Source organism: Streptomyces sp. Pv4-95 (genome assembly GCF_045782725.1).
Lineage (GTDB): Bacteria > Actinomycetota > Actinomycetes > Streptomycetales > Streptomycetaceae > Streptomyces.
The window spans coordinates 3,633,096-3,651,415 of record NZ_CP127172.1; the positions used below are offsets into that span (position 1 = coordinate 3,633,096).

General features: G+C 70.5%; 15 protein-coding genes and 1 rRNA gene. 7 read left to right on the forward strand and 9 right to left on the reverse strand.

What is annotated here, in order from left to right; genetic code table 11:
- Positions 1-81 precede the first annotated feature (81 nt).
- Positions 82-1,610 (reverse strand): 16S ribosomal RNA (locus QOM21_RS15940).
- A gap of 914 nt (positions 1,611-2,524) precedes the next feature.
- Between QOM21_RS15940 and trpS the strand changes: the two genes are divergently transcribed.
- A complete protein-coding gene (gene trpS, locus QOM21_RS15945) occupies positions 2,525-3,523 on the forward strand; it encodes a tryptophan--tRNA ligase (RefSeq protein ID WP_407550730.1) in 999 nt (332 codons plus the stop codon).
- Positions 3,524-3,589: 66 nt separating this feature from the next.
- On the opposite strand, the gene proC is transcribed toward trpS, so the two are convergent.
- The 3 genes from proC to QOM21_RS15960 form a co-directional block, all read right to left on the reverse strand.
- A complete protein-coding gene (gene proC / locus QOM21_RS15950) occupies positions 3,590-4,399 on the reverse strand; it encodes a pyrroline-5-carboxylate reductase (RefSeq protein WP_407550732.1) in 810 nt (269 codons plus the stop codon).
- Positions 4,400-4,539: 140 nt separating this feature from the next.
- Positions 4,540-5,346 carry an ABC transporter permease gene (locus QOM21_RS15955; protein WP_407550733.1) on the reverse strand — a complete coding sequence of 269 codons (807 nt, stop codon included), beginning with the start codon at positions 5,344-5,346 and terminating at the stop codon, positions 4,540-4,542.
- Complete coding sequence (locus tag QOM21_RS15960) at positions 5,343-6,311, reverse strand: ABC transporter ATP-binding protein (RefSeq protein WP_407550735.1); 969 nt, start codon at positions 6,309-6,311, stop codon at positions 5,343-5,345. Before QOM21_RS15960 ends, QOM21_RS15955 begins: the two co-directional genes overlap by 4 nt.
- A 286-nt stretch (positions 6,312-6,597) precedes the next feature.
- Between QOM21_RS15960 and QOM21_RS15965 the strand changes: the two genes are divergently transcribed.
- The 3 genes from QOM21_RS15965 (at position 6,598) to QOM21_RS15975 (ending at position 10,701) form a co-directional block, all read left to right on the forward strand.
- Positions 6,598-6,996, forward strand: coding sequence for a hypothetical protein (locus QOM21_RS15965; protein WP_407550737.1), 399 nt, complete (start codon positions 6,598-6,600; stop codon positions 6,994-6,996).
- 295 nt (positions 6,997-7,291) lie between these two features.
- Positions 7,292-9,091, forward strand: coding sequence for a SulP family inorganic anion transporter (locus tag QOM21_RS15970; RefSeq protein ID WP_407555695.1), 1,800 nt, complete (start codon positions 7,292-7,294; stop codon positions 9,089-9,091).
- A 203-nt stretch (positions 9,092-9,294) separates the two neighbouring features.
- The gene (locus tag QOM21_RS15975) at positions 9,295-10,701 is read left to right on the forward strand and encodes a M1 family metallopeptidase (RefSeq protein WP_407550738.1); all 1,407 of its coding nucleotides are present in this window, start codon (positions 9,295-9,297) and stop codon (positions 10,699-10,701) included.
- A 57-nt stretch (positions 10,702-10,758) separates the two neighbouring features.
- Here QOM21_RS15975 and QOM21_RS15980 read toward each other — a convergent pair whose 3' ends face one another.
- Positions 10,759-11,289, reverse strand: coding sequence for a hypothetical protein (locus QOM21_RS15980; protein ID WP_407550740.1), 531 nt, complete (start codon positions 11,287-11,289; stop codon positions 10,759-10,761).
- Between the two features lie 31 nt (positions 11,290-11,320).
- Complete coding sequence (locus QOM21_RS15985) at positions 11,321-11,659, reverse strand: peptidase (RefSeq protein WP_407550742.1); 339 nt, start codon at positions 11,657-11,659, stop codon at positions 11,321-11,323.
- A 185-nt stretch (positions 11,660-11,844) separates the two neighbouring features.
- On the opposite strand from QOM21_RS15985, the gene QOM21_RS15990 reads away from it, so the two are divergent.
- Positions 11,845-14,394 (forward strand): protein kinase domain-containing protein, encoded by a 2,550-nt coding sequence (locus QOM21_RS15990; RefSeq protein ID WP_407550743.1) that lies wholly within the window; start codon positions 11,845-11,847, stop codon positions 14,392-14,394.
- Positions 14,395-14,547: 153 nt separating this feature from the next.
- Here QOM21_RS15990 and QOM21_RS15995 read toward each other — a convergent pair whose 3' ends face one another.
- Together QOM21_RS15995 and QOM21_RS16000 are read right to left on the reverse strand one after the other, a co-directional pair.
- Complete coding sequence (locus tag QOM21_RS15995; protein WP_407550745.1) at positions 14,548-14,763, reverse strand: hypothetical protein; 216 nt, start codon at positions 14,761-14,763, stop codon at positions 14,548-14,550.
- 164 nt (positions 14,764-14,927) lie between these two features.
- Positions 14,928-15,134, reverse strand: a complete 207-nt coding sequence (locus QOM21_RS16000; protein ID WP_407550747.1) for a hypothetical protein — start codon at positions 15,132-15,134, stop codon at positions 14,928-14,930.
- A gap of 169 nt (positions 15,135-15,303) precedes the next feature.
- Between QOM21_RS16000 and QOM21_RS16005 the strand changes: the two genes are divergently transcribed.
- Together QOM21_RS16005 and QOM21_RS16010 are read left to right on the forward strand one after the other, a co-directional pair.
- Positions 15,304-16,146 (forward strand): helix-turn-helix domain-containing protein, encoded by an 843-nt coding sequence (locus QOM21_RS16005; RefSeq protein ID WP_407550749.1) that lies wholly within the window; start codon positions 15,304-15,306, stop codon positions 16,144-16,146.
- The gene (locus tag QOM21_RS16010) at positions 16,128-16,340 is read left to right on the forward strand and encodes a DUF397 domain-containing protein (RefSeq protein ID WP_407550751.1); all 213 of its coding nucleotides are present in this window, start codon (positions 16,128-16,130) and stop codon (positions 16,338-16,340) included. Before QOM21_RS16005 ends, QOM21_RS16010 begins: the two co-directional genes overlap by 19 nt.
- 70 nt (positions 16,341-16,410) lie before the next feature.
- Here the strand turns inward: QOM21_RS16010 and ilvD are convergent, their stop codons facing one another.
- Positions 16,411-18,261: a dihydroxy-acid dehydratase gene (gene ilvD, locus QOM21_RS16015; RefSeq protein ID WP_407550752.1), complete on the reverse strand. Its 1,851-nt coding sequence runs from the start codon at positions 18,259-18,261 to the stop codon at positions 16,411-16,413.
- Positions 18,262-18,320 lie beyond the last annotated feature (59 nt).

Sequence of the window (18,320 nt, forward strand, 5' to 3'; positions counted from 1 at the left end):
CCACCCATGAGCAACCACCGTCGAACATTTGCCGACGAAGTGGCCTCTGACCAACCGAAGTCGGTAAGAAATGCTCCTTAGAAAGGAGGTGATCCAGCCGCACCTTCCGGTACGGCTACCTTGTTACGACTTCGTCCCAATCGCCAGTCCCACCTTCGACGATTCCCTCCCACAAGGGGTTGGGCCACCGGCTTCGGGTGTTACCGACTTTCGTGACGTGACGGGCGGTGTGTACAAGGCCCGGGAACGTATTCACCGCAGCAATGCTGATCTGCGATTACTAGCAACTCCGACTTCATGGGGTCGAGTTGCAGACCCCAATCCGAACTGAGACCGGCTTTTTGAGATTCGCTCCACCTCGCGGTATCGCAGCTCATTGTACCGGCCATTGTAGCACGTGTGCAGCCCAAGACATAAGGGGCATGATGACTTGACGTCGTCCCCACCTTCCTCCGAGTTGACCCCGGCAGTCTCCTGTGAGTCCCCATCACCCCGAAGGGCATGCTGGCAACACAGAACAAGGGTTGCGCTCGTTGCGGGACTTAACCCAACATCTCACGACACGAGCTGACGACAGCCATGCACCACCTGTACACCGACCACAAGGGGGCGCCTGTCTCCAGGCGTTTCCGGTGTATGTCAAGCCTTGGTAAGGTTCTTCGCGTTGCGTCGAATTAAGCCACATGCTCCGCTGCTTGTGCGGGCCCCCGTCAATTCCTTTGAGTTTTAGCCTTGCGGCCGTACTCCCCAGGCGGGGAACTTAATGCGTTAGCTGCGGCACGGACGACGTGGAATGTCGCCCACACCTAGTTCCCAACGTTTACGGCGTGGACTACCAGGGTATCTAATCCTGTTCGCTCCCCACGCTTTCGCTCCTCAGCGTCAGTATCGGCCCAGAGATCCGCCTTCGCCACCGGTGTTCCTCCTGATATCTGCGCATTTCACCGCTACACCAGGAATTCCGATCTCCCCTACCGAACTCTAGCCTGCCCGTATCGAATGCAGACCCGGGGTTAAGCCCCGGGCTTTCACATCCGACGTGACAAGCCGCCTACGAGCTCTTTACGCCCAATAATTCCGGACAACGCTTGCGCCCTACGTATTACCGCGGCTGCTGGCACGTAGTTAGCCGGCGCTTCTTCTGCAGGTACCGTCACTTTCGCTTCTTCCCTGCTGAAAGAGGTTTACAACCCGAAGGCCGTCATCCCTCACGCGGCGTCGCTGCATCAGGCTTTCGCCCATTGTGCAATATTCCCCACTGCTGCCTCCCGTAGGAGTCTGGGCCGTGTCTCAGTCCCAGTGTGGCCGGTCGCCCTCTCAGGCCGGCTACCCGTCGTCGCCTTGGTAGGCCATCACCCCACCAACAAGCTGATAGGCCGCGGGCTCATCCTTCACCGCCGGAGCTTTCCACCACCAGACCATGCGGTCGGTAGTCGTATCCGGTATTAGACCCCGTTTCCAGGGCTTGTCCCAGAGTGAAGGGCAGATTGCCCACGTGTTACTCACCCGTTCGCCACTAATCCCCTCCCGAAGGAGGTTCATCGTTCGACTTGCATGTGTTAAGCACGCCGCCAGCGTTCGTCCTGAGCCAGGATCAAACTCTCCGTGAATGTTTGCCGGTAATCCGGCGAAACACACACGAGAGCGGAACGAGCGGACGGAATAAGTCTGCTCGTTCACAGCGTCCTCGCTGTGTGTGCCACCCACGCCACATGGACGGGATGGACTTTCAAAGGAACCTCATCCACCGAGGTGGACGGGGTATCAACATATCTGGCGTTGACTTTTGGCACGCTGTTGAGTTCTCAAGGAACGGACGCTTCCTTTGTGCCTGTTTCACCAGGCTCTCCGGGCGCTTCCCTTCGGTCTTGCGTTTCCGACTCTATCAGATCCTCGCGGTCCTGATTTTCGCCGGTGCGATTCGTCCTTTCGGCTTCTTCGCGATTCCAACCTTACCAGATCCGTTTCCGTCTCCGGCCCCCTGTTGGAGCGGGGTTGGCCTTCTTGCTTTCGCTTTCCGGCCTTTCCGACTCTATCAGATCCAGTCCGTTCCGTTTCCGGTCCGAATTTGTTTCCGATTCCCCGTCGGAGGGGGTTGTTCGCGCCTTTCGGCGTGATCACTACTTTAGCGGAATTCCTCGGTGACTCATAATCGAGTCATGGTCCGAATTTCGGCATGCCGAAATGCTTCCCGGTGAGGAGGCCGTGCAGTAGTGGTGTGCCGCTGAAGCGGCGGATGGCTGTCCGGGGCCTGACGGCTCCGTGGCAACTCGGAGGACACTACACGAGGCCCTCAGATGCTTCAAACCCGCGCCGGACGGCGGTTGTAGGGGTAGTTTTGCCCGCATGAACACGCATGCGCTCGTACAGCAGTGGTGGCTCGCCTGACGGCGGCCGACCCCCAGCGCATGCATGACCACGGCCGCCGCTTCGGCGGCCGTTCGCGTATCTCCCCCTCGTAGCCGGCCGGCGGCAGCGGTGGCTCCCTCACCTCACAGCAGTACGGGAGCGAGACGAGATGGCGATGACGCGGATCTTCAGTGGTGTGAAGCCGACCGGGCACCTGACGCTCGGGAACTACCTCGGGGCGATGCGGCGGTGGGCCGAGACCGACCAGCACCGCGCGGATGCCCTGTTCTGTGTGGTGGACCTGCACGCGCTGACCGTGGACCGTGATCCGGCGCGGGTGCGGCGACTGAGCCGGCAGGCGGCGACGCTGCTGTTGGCGGTGGGGCTGGATCCGGAGCGGTGCACGCTGTTCGCGCAGAGCCATGTCGATGAGCACACGCGGCTGGCGTATCTGATGGAGTGCACGGCCTCGGACGGCGAGATGCGGCGCATGATCCAGTACAAGGAGAAGGCCGCGCGGGAGCAGGCGCGGGGCGGGAGTGTGCGGCTGTCGCTGCTGACCTATCCCGCGCTGATGGCGGCGGACGTCCTGGCGTACGGAACGGACGAGGTCCCCGTCGGCGAGGACCAGGCGCAGCACATGGAGCTGGCGCGGGATCTCGCGGTGCGGTTCAACCAGCGGTACGGGATGACGTTCGTGGTGCCCAGGGCGACGCTTCCCGCGGTGGCGGCTCGGGTGATGGATCTGCAGGAGCCCACGTCGAAGATGGGGAAGTCCCATGTGCGGACCGCGGGGATCGTCTATCTGCTGGACGAGCCGGAGGCGGTGCGGAAGAAGGTGTCCCGCGCGGTGACGGATGCCGGGCGGGATGTCGTGTACGACCGTGCCGAGCGGCCGGGGGTGGCGAATCTGCTGGATGTGCTGGCGGCCTGTACGGGTGGTGACCCGGAGGCGCTGGCCGGGGACTACGCGTCGTACGGGGCGTTGAAGAAGGACACGGCCGAGGCGGTGGTGGAGCTGTTGCGGCCGGTGCGGGAGCGGCATGCGGAGCTGGCCGCCGACCCGGGGTACGTCGATGCGGTGCTGCGGTCGGGGGCGGAGCGGGCGCGGGGGATGGCGCGGCCCCGGGTGGATGCGGCGTATCAGGCGGTGGGGCTGATGCCGGCGGGGTGATGCGGGTGAGGTGACGCCCGGAAGAGAAAGAGAGGGGCCGCGGGGTGGGTGCGGCCCCTCGGTCCGTCAGCCGTTGCCGGAGGCCAGTTCGCGGCTGCGGTCGCGGGCGGCTTCCAGGGCGGCGATGAGGGCGGCGCGTACGCCGTGGTTCTCCAGTTCGCGGATGGCGTTGATGGTGGTGCCGGCCGGCGAGGTGACGTTCTCGCGGAGCTTGACCGGGTGCTCGCCGCTGTCGCGGAGCATCACCGCGGCGCCGATGGCGGCCTGGACGATGAGGTCGTGGGCCTTGTCGCGGGGCAGGCCCAGCAGGATGCCGGCGTCGGTCATGGCCTCGACGAGGAAGTAGAAGTACGCCGGGCCGGAGCCGGACAGCGCGGTGCAGGCGTCCTGCTGGGATTCCGGGACGCGCAGGGTCTTGCCGACGCCGGAGAAGATCTCCTCGGCGCGGGTGAGGTGCGTGCCGGTGGCGTGGGTGCCTGCGGAGATGACGGACATCGCCTCGTCCACGAGGGCGGGGGTGTTGGTCATGACCCGGACGACCGGGGTGCCGGCGGCCAGCCGCTCTTCGAAGTAGGCGGTGGGGATGCCGGCGGCGCCGCTGATGACCAGGCGGTCGGCGGGGATGTGCGGGGCCAGTTCGTCCAGGAGGGTGCCCATGTCCTGGGGCTTGACCGTGAGGATCAGGGTGTCGGCGGCCTCGGCGGCCTCGGCGTTGGTCACCGCTTCGACGCCGTAGCGGGTGCGCAGCTGCTCGGCGCGTTCGGCCCGGCGGGCGGTGACCAGGAGGTCGGAGGGTGCCCAGCCGCCTCGGATCATTCCGCTGAGCAGGGCTTCGCCGATTTTGCCGGTGCCGAGTACGGCGACCTTCTGGGTCATGCTGCGGTTCACCTCGCCGGTGGTGCCTGATCGGTTACGTCGTCATCCTCGCACCCGTGAGCGCGGGGCGCCGGGGCGTCCCGAGGGCCGGGACGGGTGCCGGGGCGGGCTCCGGCGGGGCGGCCGCCTCGTCAGGCTCGTCAGGCCGTACGGCGTCGGAGGGTGGCGGCGCCCAGGGCAAGGACGAGCACCGCGCAGCCGGTGACCACGACGATGTCGCGGAGGAAGTCTCCGGTGATGTCGGGTTGGTGGAGGACTTCGTTCATTCCGTCGACGGCATAGGACATCGGCAGGACGTCGGAGAGTGCTTCGAGGGCGGGGTGCATGGTGTCGCGCGGGGTGAAGAGGCCGCAGAGCAGGAGTTGGGGCATCAGGACGGCGGGCATGAACTGCACGGCCTGGAATTCGGAGGCGGCGAAGGCCGAGACGAACAGGCCGAGTGCGGTGCCGAGCAGCGCGTCCAGAACGGCCACCAGGAGCAGCAGCCAGGGGGAGCCGATGACGTCCAGGCCGAGCACCCATACGGACAGACCGGTGGCGACGGCCGACTGGAGGATCGCGAGCAGGCCGAAGGCGAGGGCGTAGCCGCCGATCAGGTCGGCCTTGCCGAGGGGCATGGCCAGCAGGCGTTCGAGGGTGCCCGAGGTGCGCTCGCGGAGGGTGGCGATCGACGTCACCAGGAACATCGTGATCATCGGGAAGATGCCGAGGAGCGAGGCGCCGATGCTGTCGAAGGTGGCCGCGTGGGCGTCGAAGACGTAGCGGAGCAGGGCGATCATCACGCAGGGGACGACGAGCATCAGCGCGATGGTGCGGGGGTCGTGACGCAGCTGGCGCAGGACTCTGGCGGCGGTGGCGAGGGTGCGGGCGGCGGAGAGCGGCGCGGCCCCGGAGCGGGGTGCGGCGCCGGGGAGGGGTGCGGCGCCGGGGAGGGGTGCCGAGGTCATCGCGCTGACTCCTTGGTGCCGGTGGGGTCTTCGGCGTCGGGTGGGGCGGGCCGGTCGTCGCGGGTCCCGGGGTGTGGCGTGTGGCCGGCGGGTTGCTCCGGGCGGGTGGTGGCCCGGGGGCCGGTGACCTGGAGCGGTGCGCCCGGTGCGCGGGCGGACGCGGCCCTGGCCTCGTCGACCAGGTGGAGGAACGCCTCCTCGACGGTGGCGCGTCCGGTGCGGTCGCGGAGGGCCTCGGGGGTGTCGTCGGCGAGGATGCGGCCCTCGCGCATCAGCAGCAGGCGGTGGCAGCGCTCGGCCTCGTCCATGACGTGCGAGGAGACCAGGAGGGTGGCGCCGCGGTCGGCGGCGAGGGTGTGGAAGAGGTTCCACAGGTCGCGGCGCAGGACCGGGTCGAGGCCGACGGTGGGCTCGTCGAGGACGAGGAGTTCGGGGGTGCCCAGGAGCGCCACCGCGAGGGAGACCCGGCTGCGCTGGCCGCCGGAGAGGTTGCCGGCGAGGGCGTCGGCGTGGCTTTCGAGGTCGACGTCTGCGATCGCGCGGGCGACGCTCTCGCGGCGCGCGGCGCGGGCGGCGCGGCCGGGGTTCAGGACGTCGGCGAAGTAGTCGAGGTTCTGCTTGACGGTCAGGTCGTCGTAGACGGAGGGCGCCTGGGTGACGTAGCCGATGCGGGGGCGCAGCCGGGGGTGGCCGGCGGGCAGGCCGAGGACGTCGAGGGTGCCGGTGACCTTGCCCTGGGTGCCGACGACGGCGCGCATCAGGGTGGATTTGCCGCAGCCGGAGGGGCCGAGGAGGCCGGTGATCTGCCCGCGGGGGACGTCGAAGGCGAGAGAGTCCAGGACGGTGCGGCCGCCGCGGAGGACGGTGAGGTCTGCGGCGTGGACGGCTGGGCGGACACCGGTGGGCGCGGCTGCCTGCACCGGGTCCGGGTGCGGGACGGGGTCCCCACGGCCATTATTCATCATGCGATGAATAATGCTCCTGGCGGTATGCGGCGTCAAGCGGTCGGGCGGGTGCGCAGACGGGTGACGACCCGGCCAGGACGGGGCCAGGGGCCGCGCCGCACCGACCGGAGGACCGGGCGCACAGAGGTTCCCCCTGCGCTCCGGCGGTCGCCGGAGCGATCGGAACTGATCATTCTGTTTCGATGACACCGCGTTTACCTGACGGTTACACACCGACTTGCCTCAGGCCCATATCTCCGTGGACACAATGGAGTTGAGTGTCCAACCGCGCCGGAAGGGAGCGACGATGGCGAAGGTCCGGACCGGCGTTCTCTGCCGGCTCCTGGCGATCCTCGCGGCCGTCGTCATGACCCTCCCCGCCCTCGCCGACGGCACGTACGGAGGGGCCGCGGCAGCCGCGGCCCCCGCCTTCGCCGCCTCCGCCACGATTCCCCGCGCCGCCCAGCTCGCGGTGGACGCCGTCGAGCACCAGGAAACCGGCGCCGACCGCTGCCAGCCGCGGCGCGGCGGGCGGTCCACCGCGACGGTGTCCGTTCCGGCGCCGCTGTCCACCCCGCTGTCGACGACCACCCCAGTACATCCGGTGGGCGGGCTCGCCGTGACCGTCCCGCTGACCGGCCGGCAGGCCGTACCCCTGTCGAGATCGGGCGAACTTCCCGTACAGCACCGCGCCTTCCGCTGCTGAGAGCTGCCCCAGGGCTTCCCCGGCCCACGCATCCGACGGATCCAGCCGTCCCCCACCCATGGCGCCTCGCGTACGCGGTGCACCCCGCCGGCCGGCGGGCTGCCGTTCACGGGCCCGCCGCTCGCCCGCACCGGATTTCCGGTGACCGGCCGGCGGTGCCCGCGGCCGGTGGCCGCCGCCCGATGGCCGGTGCCGCCGGCTCCCGACCACATGCCGCCGCATCGCCCCGCGGCCGCTTGCGCGCCCCCGCGTTCCGCATCCGCTGGAGGCATCCCTCGTGCAGAGATTCCCCGTCATCCGCCGCCGTCCGTCGAACCCGCCACGGCAGCGGAGTTCGTTCCGCCCGTCCTTTCCGACCCTGCGCGCCGACGTCACCTCGTCCCTCGTCGTCTTCCTCGTCGCCGTCCCGCTGTGTGTCGGGGTGGCCGTCGCGTCCGGGGTGCCGGCCGAACTGGGGCTGGTCACCGGCATTGTCGGCGGGCTGCTCACCGGCCTGCTCCCGGGCAGCAGCCTTCAGGTCAGCGGGCCGGCCGCCGGGCTGACCGTCCTGGTCTACGAGGCCGTGCAGGAGTACGGGCTCGGCGCTCTGGGCGCGCTGGTGCTGACGGCGGGCCTGTTGCAACTGACCATGGGCGCGCTGCGGCTCGGGCGGTGGTTCCGGGCGATCTCGGTCGCCGTCGTCCAGGGCATGCTCGCCGGTATCGGGCTGGTGCTGATCGCCGGTCAGCTGTACGCGCTCGCCGACGCCCCGGCGCCCGGCAGCGGACTGGCCAACCTCGGCGGACTGCCGGACCTGGCGGTCGCCACCGCCGGATCGGGCAGGTCGCTCACCGCCCTCGCGGTGGGCGCCGGGACGATCGTGGTGCTGGTGCTGTGGCCGCGGCTGCGGCGGGCTGCGCGGGTACTGCCCGCGCCGCTGGTGGCGGTGGCTCCGGCGACGGTCGCGGTGTTCCTGCTCGACCTGCCGGTGGCGCGGGTGGAGGTGCAGGGCCTGCTGGACGCCGTCCAGCCGCCGTCCGCCGCCGACTTCGGGCGGCTGGTGGAGCCGGTGATGCTCGCGGGGGCGATCGGCACGGTGCTCGCCTTCACCTTGATCGCATCGGCGGAGTCGCTGTTCAGCGCGGCCGCGGTGGACCGGCTGCACGAGGGTCCGCGCACCCACTACGACAAGGAGCTGATGGCGCAGGGCGCGGGCAACGCGGTGTGCGGGATGCTCGGCTCGCTTCCGATGACCGCGGTGATCGTGCGCAGTGCGGCCAATGTGCAGGCGGGTGCGCGGACGAAGGCCTCGCGGGTGCTGCACGGTGTGTGGCTGCTCGTCTTCGCCGCGGCGTTCCCCGCGGCGCTGGGGGTGGTGCCCCTCGCGGCGCTGGCGGGCGTACTGATCCACGCGGGCTGCAAGCTGATCCCGCTGAAGGAGTTCGGGCCGCTGTGGCGCAAGCACCGGGGTGAGGCCGTGGTGCTGGCGACGACCGCGGTGGCGATCGTCGCGACGAACATGTTCGAAGGGGTGCTGCTGGGACTGCTGATGGCCATCGCCAAGTCGGCCTGGGAGACCTCGCACGTCCACCTGGAGATCATGGGGCTGGAGGGGGCGGCCGAGCGGGCCGGGACGGAGGACGATGCGGCGGCGTCTCCCCCGGCCCCTGCCCCGTCCGGTGCGACGGCACTGAGCGCGACGGCACTGTCCGCGGTGCCCGGCACGGTCGCGGCGTCCGGGGCGTCCGGCTCGGTCGGCTCGTCCGGGGATGGTCCTGCGGCCGGGGGCGCGCGGCGGACGATCCGCGTGCGGGCCGTCGGCCATGCGACGTTCCTGCGGTTGCCGAAGCTGCTCGACCAGTTGGAGGCGCTCCCCCGGGACCGGGAGATCGAGCTCGACCTGTCCGGGCTGCGGCATCTCGACCACGCCTGTGCGGCCGCGCTGGGCAGTTGGGCCGAGCAGCGCCGCTCGACCGCTGAGGAGGCGGGCAAGGGGGATGAAGTGGCCGACGCGGATGACGCTGATGGGGCGGACGCGGCAGCCGGGACGGCCCGCTTCGGCTCGGACGGTGGCGCGGGAGGCACAGACCGCACCGACGGCCGACGCCGAAGCTGACCGGGCGACCTGGCGACCTGGCGAGCGGGCTACCCGGTCGCCAGGAACGGGATCACCGCGCCCAAAGCCCTCGTAACCGCCCTCACCTGACATCGCACCAGTAATCCATCTCTCACACGACCAAAGCGGAAGGGACCGGCGTTGCGGCGCAAATGACCGTAGGGTCGGGGGGCTTGTGATCACCCGCCGACCCTGGGAGTGCTGTGAACCGCCGGCCCCTCCGCTCCTGCGGCGCGACCGCCGCCCTGGCCGTCGCGCTGCTGCTGTCCTCGTGCACCGGCGAGACCGTGGCCGCCAGTGGGGCCGCGGGCTCCGGCAGCGTGGGCGACCCGCTCTTCCCGGGCCTCGGCAACGGCGGCTATCAGGTCACCCACTACGGCCTCGACCTCGACTACGACGTACCGAGGAAGCAGCTGCGGGCGAAGGCCGCGATCACCGCGAAGGCCGAGGAGGATCTGCGGTCCTTCCAACTCGACCTCCAGGGGCTGAAGGTGTCCGGCGTCCGCGTGGACGGCCAGGAGGCGGCGTTCAGCCGCAAGGGGCACAAGCTGAGGGTCCGGCCGGCCGCCGGGCTCAAGAAGGGCGCCACCTTCCGCACCACCGTCGCCTACGGCGGCAGCCCACAGGAGATGCGGGACCCGGACGAGTCGACGGAGGGGTGGGTCAAGACCGGCGACGGTGCGTTCGTGGCGGGTGAGCCCGCCGGGGCGATGACCTGGTTCCCGGTCAACAACCACCCCGGCGACAAGGCCGCCTACGACTTCAAGATCACCGTGCCGCAGCGCTACCGGGCCCTCGCCAACGGCGAGTTGCGGGCGATGAGGACGGACAAGGGCCGGACGACCTTCGAGTGGCACAACGGCGAGCCGATGGCCAGCTACCTCGCCACCGCCACCATCGGCGTCTTCGACTTCCGTACCTACCGCACTCCCGAGGACCTGCCCGTCTACGTCGCGGTGGACCCCGCGGAGGCCGCGGCGAGCAAGCGGGCGCTGGACCGGCTGCCGGAGATCCTGAAGTGGCAGACCAAGCTGTTCGGCCGCTATCCGTTCTCCTCGGCCGGGGCGATCGTCGACAACACACCCGACCGGATCGACTGGATCGCACTGGAGACCCAGACCAAGCCGATCTACGCCGGCGCACCGGATGCCGCGACGGTGGTGCACGAGATGGCGCATCAGTGGTTCGGGAATTCGGTGACGCCGAAGACCTGGCGGGACACCTGGCTCAACGAGGGCTTCGCCACCTATGCCGAGTGGCTGTGGGAGGAGCGCGAGGGCGGCCGGACGACCCAGCGGCATTTCGACGAACTGTTCGCCTCCGACGACGAGGAACTCTGGGAATTCCCGCCGGGGGATCCGGGCGAGCCGGAGAACGTGACCGAGACGCCCGTCTACGAGCGTGGCGCGATGGTGCTCCAGCAGCTGCGGAAGGCCGTCGGCGACAAGACGTTCTTCTCGATCCTCAAGGAGTGGCCCGCCGCGCACCGGCACGGCAACGCCGATTCGGCGGACTTCATCGCCTTCTGCCAGGAGCGGACCGACGAGGACCTGACCGACCTCTTCGACGACTGGCTGTACGGGAAGGGTCAGCCGGACTGGGAGTACTGAGCGGGGCGGGGCGGCCGGGCCGCCGGAGCCGGCCGCCTCGTCGGTCCCGGACGCCGGTTACCGGCGCTTCCTGCCCGTGGCCTTGGTCTTCCGGGCCGCCGGGTTGCCGGTGCGGGTGCCGCGGCGGCGCTCATGACGCTCCCGGGCCGCGGCGAACTCGGCGCGGTGCAGCTTCTCGCCGGGTGCCTCGACGAGGCTGCGGCAGAAGTAGGCGACGAGCGAGCCGATGAAGCCGATCAGCTGCAGGCCCTGCGCGGACTTGTCGGCCGTGCTCGCGGCGGACGGGTCGGGGCGGCGGGTGAAGCCTTCCCAGGTGCGCCGGAAGGCGAGCGCGCTGCAGATGGCGAAGCACGCGACGACCAGGATGCCGACGAAGCCACCGACATCGGCGACGACCAGGCCCTCGAAGGCGAAGCGCAGGACGAGCGCGCCGGCCGCGGCGAGCGCGAGTGAGCCTGCCGCGACGCCGGCCCGGCGCAGGCCGTAGCCGCCGTCGTGCTCGACCCAGGTGGTGCCGAAGAACCGGATCTCCTCCGGCTCGGGGCCGCGCCGCTCCGGGCCGCCGGTCGTCGTCTGCTCATCGCTCATGGCATCGATTATCCCCGGCGGCCCGGTGGGCTCAGCTGGTGCAGGGCTCCGCGACGAAGCCGTCGCTCCCGGTGTGGACGTAGGTGTCGGAGACGTACTGCCCGGGGGCGATGTTGTCCCAGATGTCTGAGGTGCCGTACGGGCCGCTGACGCGCTCGCCGTGCCGCTGGCAGTAGATCCGGACCCGGGCGCCGCTCTCCAGCTGCCCGACGGCCGGGAAGCCGGTGCCCGGGCCCTTGCGGATGTTGACGTGGTAGCCGGGCGCGGTGGCGTAGCTGCGGCGCGCGGCCGTCGCCAGGGCGGTCGACGCGGTGTCCGCCGGGCCGGTGGCGGCCGGTTCCAGGTAGCCCTGAACGTCCTGTGTGCTCATGTCCTGCTCCCCCGTTAAAAAATGATGCCGGCGCCGTGCTGTCGGGTGGCGCGCGGTGCGGGGCGCACAAAGGCCCCGCAACTCGCACGCTAGCAAGCCTCATTCATGTCGTACGCACCATCGACTAGGCTCCGCGCGTCGCACCTGCGACCGAATGGCATGGGCAATCACACGGGGGTGGATCGATGCCATCGCTGCGCGATTCCGGGGTCGGCCCGGAAGCGGAGCGTCCGGAATACGCCGGGCAATACCGCCTGGAGGCGCGCCTGGGCTCCGGCGGCATGGGCGTGGTCCATCTGGCGCGCTCGTCCTCCGGGCTGCTGCTCGCGGTCAAGGTCATCCACGCCGAATTCGCCCAGGACCCGGAGTTCCGGGGGCGGTTCCGGCAGGAGGTGGCGGCTGCCCGGCGGGTCAGCGGGGCCTTCACCGCACCGGTCGTGGACGCCGATCCGGACGCCGGGCGGCCCTGGATGGCGACCCTGCACATCCCCGGCCCGACCCTCTCGGACCATGTGAAACGGAATGGTCCGCTGCCGCCCGCCGAGGTGCGCAGGCTGGCCGCGGGGCTTGCGGAAGCGCTGCGCGACATCCACCGCGCCGGTGTCGTGCACCGCGATCTGAAGCCGGGAAATGTGCTGCTGGCCGCCGACGGGCCGAAAGTCATCGACTTCGGTATCTCGCGGCCGTCCGACAGCGAGATGCGGACCGAGACCGGCAAGTTGATCGGGACGCCGCCGTTCATGGCCCCCGAGCAGTTCCAGCGGCCGCGCGAGGTGGGGCCTGCGGCCGATGTCTTCGCGCTGGGTTCGGTGCTGGTGCACGCCGCGACGGGAAGCGGGCCGTTCGACTCCGAGAGCCCGTACATCGTCGCGTATCAGGTGGTGCACGACGAGGCGGACCTGACGGGAGTGCCGCCGGAGCTGGCACCGCTCATCGAGAGCTGTCTGGCGAAGCACCCCGAGGACCGGCCCACACCGGACGCGCTGATGGCGCGGCTGCATTCCGATACGCCGACCGAGGTGCACGACCGGCTGCACGCGGAGCTGCTGGACGAGCTGCACGCGCGTGCGCGGGGCGGGGCGGCGAGCGGCCCGGGCGAGGACCGGCCGGGCGGCCCCGGGGCGGGCGAGGCGTCCGGCGCGACGGACGGCTCGGTCGACGAGGCCGCCCGGATACCGGGTCAACGGCAGCCGGTGCGCGCCGAATCCGCGCCGCCCCGGGCCGAGGCCACGCACGTCCGCGCCCGTATGCCGGGTGCGGGCCCCGTGGACGGCGTCCCGGCGCCGTCACCTGGGGCTTCCGGAGCGCCGCTCGCCGGGTCCGCCCCCGGTGCCGCGCGCCCGACCGATGACGCGGTGGACGGCGCGGGAGTCGGAGCGGCCCCGCCGGACGGCCGCCACCCGGAAGCCACCGAGGGCGCCCCTCCCGGGTCCGCCCCTCCCGCAGGCCCCAGCGGCCACCCCGATTCAGGACGCCCCGGCCGCGCCCGCCGCCGAGCGGTCCGCGCCGCGATCGCACTCGTCGTGGCCGGCGCCGCCGCCTTCGCGGGCTTCCAAGCCCTGTCCGACGACGCGCCCGGCCAGGACCCGGCGCTCCAGACCCGCCCGTCCCGCGCGGACCGTGCCGCCTTCCACCCGTGGCGCACCACCCTCGTCGAACGCCCCGAGGGCTACCGCGCGGAGATGCCGTTCTGCACGACGCGCCCGCCGGGCGGCTCCGGCCCCGCCTCCGCCGATGCCGGCGCGGTCTTCTGCGCACAGTCCGGCCTACGGGCCGCCCGGCTCACCCCGGACACCGGCCGCCTGGCCTGGCGCCGCACCGCGAAGGCCCCCGGCAAGGCCGATATGCCGCCGAGCGCCCCGGTGTTGTCCGGCGGCCTGCTCTACGTCTTCTCCCCCGACGGAAAGCGGCTGGAGGCGCTCGATCCGTCGGCCGGGGGCAAGGGCGCGACGCGCTGGAGCAAGGACCTCTCGGGGTACGAGGGCGGGGCCTTGGTCATCGGGGACCGGGTGCTGCTGACCGCCGCGGACGGCACGGTCACCGCGCTCGACAGCGCCACGCACCGGCAACGGTGGCGCAAGAAGTTCCCCGGCCACGCGCTGACGCCCTTCGTGACGTTCGGCGACCCGCACTCCGCCTTCGCCGCCGACGCCGGTCCGGGCGGGGGCACCCGGCTCACCGCCATCGATCCGGCCAACGGCAGGCTCCGCTGGCAGAAGCGGCTGCCCGGCGCGCTCACCCCGGCCGGGGTCGGCGCCTCCGGGGACCTCTATCTGACCGTCGCCGACCCGCAGTTCACCTTCAGCACCTCCGCCGTGGTCCGCTACGACCCGAAGACCGGTCACACCCGCCGCCTCCCCCTCGACGCTCCGCTCGACGGCGTGAGCGCCGTGGTGCGCGGCGAGACGGCGTATCTGCTGGCCGAGGGCGGTGCACTGCGGGCGGTCGGGGAGCGGCGATGGGACATGGAGACGTCGGTCAGCCGGGGTTCGGCGCCGGTGGTGGCCGGCGACCGGCTGTACTTCTCCGCCCCGGACGGCCGCCTGCTGGCCGTCGACACCACCAAGGGCACCATGCTCGGCCAGACCTCGCCGCGGCTGGCGGCCGGCCGGCACCACGGGTTCCTGGAGACGCTGCCCGTGCCGCTGGTGGACGCGCCGCGCGGCCGGATCTACGCGGCGGCACCCGACGGCACGGTCTTCGCGGCGGCGACCAAGGACCCGTCGGGCTGGTGAAGACCGGGCCGCCCGCCCTCGTGGCAGCGGCACACACAGGCTTCATGCCGGACCCCGGGGACGGTGCTGCCCGCCGCGGTGCCCTTGTCGCATCTCGCGTGCGTGCCGATGTGACAGGCCGGGGAGAGGTACGTGGACTCCGGGACCGCCATCTCAGGCCACCGCCGAGCGGGGCATGCGCGTGCCGGTGCCGGGGGCGGGGAGACGCACGCCGTGGATCACGACCGGCCCCACGTCCATGCCCCGCAGCGCCATGTCGAGTACCCACCGGCGCTCCGCCTGCGCCTGTCGCTCGGGGCTGTCCTCGCCCTCCCGCACACTCCGGTGACGGCTGAGCAGGTAGGGGCGTACGCGGCTGGGCGTGTCCATGAGAGGGCGGTCCTGTGCGGCTTCACGGGCGTACGGGCTCTTGTGACGCGGGAGCGGGTGGGGGCGCCGGTGAGCCGGTGCGGGGGACGCCTTCGGCGCGGCGGCGGCACGGTGCTTCCCGTACGCCGGTAAGAGGCACGCGAGGAGCCGTCGCAGGTACACGGTCACCGGGCCGCCGCCTTCTTGAGCGCCTCGATGAGCTTGCGGGTCGTCGCGAGGTTGCAGCGCCCCAACTCGATGAGGGGGCTGGGCTGTTCGTAGCTGTAGGACAGCGGATCGACGCACAGTGACGGCAGGACCACGTCCACCCGCCGGAGCGCGGCCGCCAACTCGTCGCGTGCCGCCTCGGCCTCTGCGTGTTCCCTCGTCATGCTGCTGCTCCCGTCGTTTCGTTTCCCTGTCCGAGACACCCGGCCACGACTACGCTGAGTGGTCCGGGCATTACGAGAATGCAGTCGACGGAGGGTGAAATCGCCCCTGACGGGCCGTAATTCCACACCCGGGCCCGTTAGTTCCACACCTTCCACGGAGGAGGGCGCCATGCCGCCGAGGCGAGCGGTCACCGGTCGCAGCCAGGAGCCACGCCAACGGTTCGCGGAGGAGCTGCGATTACTCCGCAGCCGGAGGGGGGACAGCCTCCGGCAGCTCGGTGAGGTGCTGGGCTGGGACTCGTCCCTGTTCGGCAAGATGGAGAGCGGCCAGACCCTGGGCAGCCCGGAGGTCGTCCAGGCACTGGACCAGCACTACGGGACGCCGGGATTGCTGCTGACGCTCTGGGAGTTGGCGGCGGGGGATCCTACGCAGTTCCGCGAGCGCTACCGGCGGTACATGACGCTGGAGGCCGAGGCGGTCAGCATGTGGCACTTCGGTGTGAGCGTCCTGCCCGGAATGCTTCAGACGGCAGGGTACGCACGCGCAGTCCTCGCGGCTGGTAGCGCCAGGGGCGAGGAATTAACTCGCCAGGTCGAAGCGCGCATAGGACGGCGCGAGTTGCTTACAGGGCACGATGCTCCCCCCTTCCGCACCGTCCTGTCGGAGTCTGTGCTGCGCACGTCTCTGGAAGATCCGGCACAGTGGCGACGACAGCTTGAGAGCCTGGCCGAAGAGGCCGATCGGCCGAACCTCACGCTCCACGTGCTGCCCCACAGCTCCGGCCCACATGGCCTGGTAAGCACAGACGTGATGTTCCTACGGCTGCCCGAAGGGCGCACCGTGGCGTACACGGAGAACGCTCACCATGGCGAACTCATCGAAGAAAACGCATCGGTTGAGCGTCTGCAACGCGCGTACGATGCGGTTCGTGACCTGGCATTGAGCCCGGCCGAATCGTTGAAGTTCATCAGGCGGATGTTGGAGGCAGTGCCGTGCGAGCCATCGACTTGAGCTCCATCAACTGGCGCAAAAGCTCATACAGCAACCCAGATGGAGGCCAGTGCATCGAGGTCTCCGACACCTTCCCCGCCCTCGTCCCCGTTCGGGACTCAAAGGACCCCCACGGCCCCGCCCTCATCTTCGAGCCGGCCGCGTGGACGTCCTTCATCACCGCCGTGAAGCACCAGGGACTGGCCGACGCCTGACGGTCGCCGTCCGGCGCATGCGAACGGCCCCCGTCTTCCCGACGGGGGCCGTTGCCGTACTGCTGCCGGATCAGCCCAGCTTGCTCACGTCGCGCACCGCGCCCTTGTCCGCGCTGGTGGCCATCGCCGCGTACGCGCGCAGGGCCTGGGAGACCTTGCGTTCGCGCTGCTTGGGGGCGTAGACGCCGCCCAGGGCCTCGCGGCGGGCGGCCAGCGTGGCGTCGTCCACGAGGAGTTCGATGCCACGGTTCGGGATGTCGATGCGGATGCGGTCGCCGTCCTCGACCAGCGCGATGGTGCCGCCGGCCGCCGCCTCGGGCGAGGCGTGGCCGATGGACAGGCCGGACGTGCCGCCGGAGAAGCGGCCGTCGGTGACCAGCGCGCAGGTCTTGCCCAGGCCGCGGCCCTTGAGGAAGGACGTCGGGTAGAGCATCTCCTGCATGCCGGGGCCGCCCTTGGGGCCCTCGTAGCGGATGACGACGACGTCACCCTCCTTGACCTGCTTCTTGAGGATCTTGTCGACGGCCTCTTCCTGCGATTCGCAGACCACGGCCGGACCCTCGAAGGTCCAGATCGACTCGTCGACGCCGGCGGTCTTCACGACACAGCCGTCCTCGGCGATGTTGCCCTTGAGGACCGCGAGGCCGCCGTCGACGGAGTAGGCGTGCGCCATGTCGCGGATGCAGCCGCCCTCGGCGTCGGTGTCCAGGCTCGCCCAGCGCTCGGACTGCGAGAAGGCGGTCGCGGAGCGCTTGCAGCCGGGGGCCGCGTGCCACAGCTCGACGGCCTCGTCGGACGGGGAGCCGCCCCGCACGTCCCAGGTCTTGAGCCATTCCTCGATCGAGTCGCTGTGCACGGTGTGCACGTCCTCGTTCAGCAGGCCGCCGCGGTAGAGCTCACCGAGGATGGCGGGGATGCCGCCCGCCCGGTGGACGTCCTCCATGTAGTACGTGCCGCCGGGCGCGATGTTCGGCGCGACCTTCGCCAGGCAGGGCACCCGGCGGGAGACGGCGTTGATGTCGTCCAGGTCGAAGCTGAGACCGGCCTCCTGCGCCGCGGCGAGCAGGTGCAGGATCGTGTTGGTCGAGCCGCCCATGGCGATGTCCAGGGCCATGGCGTTCTCGAAGGCGGCGCGGGTGCCGATGTTGCGCGGCAGGACGGTGTGGTCGTCCTGGTCGTAGTGCCGCTTGGTGATCTCCACGACCGTGCGGCCGGCGTTCTCGTACAGCGCCTTGCGGGCGGTGTGGGTGGCCAGCACCGAGCCGTTGCCGGGGAGGGCGAGGCCGATGGCCTCGGCGAGGCAGTTCATGGAGTTCGCGGTGAACATGCCGGAACAGGAACCGCAGGTCGGGCAGGCATTCTCCTCGATGCGGAGGATGTCCTCGTCGGAGATCTTGTCGTTGACCGCGTCCGAGATCGCGTCGACCAGGTCGAGGGTGCGGACGGTGCCGTCCACCAGCGTCGCCTTGCCGGACTCCATCGGGCCGCCGGAGACGAAGACGGTGGGGATGTTGAGCCGCATCGCGGCCATCAGCATGCCCGGCGTGATCTTGTCGCAGTTGGAGATGCAGATCAGCGCGTCGGCGCAGTGCGCCTCGACCATGTACTCCACGGAGTCGGCGATCAGGTCGCGCGAGGGCAGGCTGTAGAGCATGCCGCCGTGGCCCATCGCGATGCCGTCGTCGACCGCGATGGTGTTGAACTCGCGCGCGATGCCGCCCGCGGCGTGGATCGCCTCCGAGACGATGCGCCCCACCGGCTGGAGGTGGGTGTGGCCCGGCACGAACTCGGTGAAGCTGTTGGCGACGGCGATGATCGGCTTACCGAAGTCCTCGCGCGCTACGCCGGAAGCCTGCATAAGGGCTCGGGCGCCGGCCATGTTGCGGCCATGGGTAACAGTGCGGGACCTCAGCTCGGGCACGATGGTCACTCCCTCGGGGTTCGTACGTCGCCGGTCTCGATACGTGCGGCGCACATATC

Bases quoted from the DNA above. Each gene is read 5' to 3' on its own strand.
- trpS (WP_407550730.1), top strand. From the start codon at position 2,525: ATGACGCGGATCTTCAGTGGTGTGAAGCCGACCGGGCACCTGACGCTC.
- proC (WP_407550732.1), bottom strand. From the start codon at position 4,399: ATGACCCAGAAGGTCGCCGTACTCGGCACCGGCAAAATCGGCGAAGCC.
- QOM21_RS15955 (WP_407550733.1), bottom strand. From the start codon at position 5,346: ATGACCTCGGCACCCCTCCCCGGCGCCGCACCCCTCCCCGGCGCCGCA.
- QOM21_RS15960 (WP_407550735.1), bottom strand. From the start codon at position 6,311: ATGATGAATAATGGCCGTGGGGACCCCGTCCCGCACCCGGACCCGGTG.
- QOM21_RS15965 (WP_407550737.1), top strand. From the start codon at position 6,598: ATGGCGAAGGTCCGGACCGGCGTTCTCTGCCGGCTCCTGGCGATCCTC.
- QOM21_RS15980 (WP_407550740.1), bottom strand. From the start codon at position 11,289: ATGAGCGATGAGCAGACGACGACCGGCGGCCCGGAGCGGCGCGGCCCC.
- QOM21_RS15985 (WP_407550742.1), bottom strand. From the start codon at position 11,659: ATGAGCACACAGGACGTTCAGGGCTACCTGGAACCGGCCGCCACCGGC.
- QOM21_RS15990 (WP_407550743.1), top strand. From the start codon at position 11,845: ATGCCATCGCTGCGCGATTCCGGGGTCGGCCCGGAAGCGGAGCGTCCG.
- QOM21_RS15995 (WP_407550745.1), bottom strand. From the start codon at position 14,763: ATGGACACGCCCAGCCGCGTACGCCCCTACCTGCTCAGCCGTCACCGG.
- QOM21_RS16000 (WP_407550747.1), bottom strand. From the start codon at position 15,134: ATGACGAGGGAACACGCAGAGGCCGAGGCGGCACGCGACGAGTTGGCG.
- QOM21_RS16005 (WP_407550749.1), top strand. From the start codon at position 15,304: ATGCCGCCGAGGCGAGCGGTCACCGGTCGCAGCCAGGAGCCACGCCAA.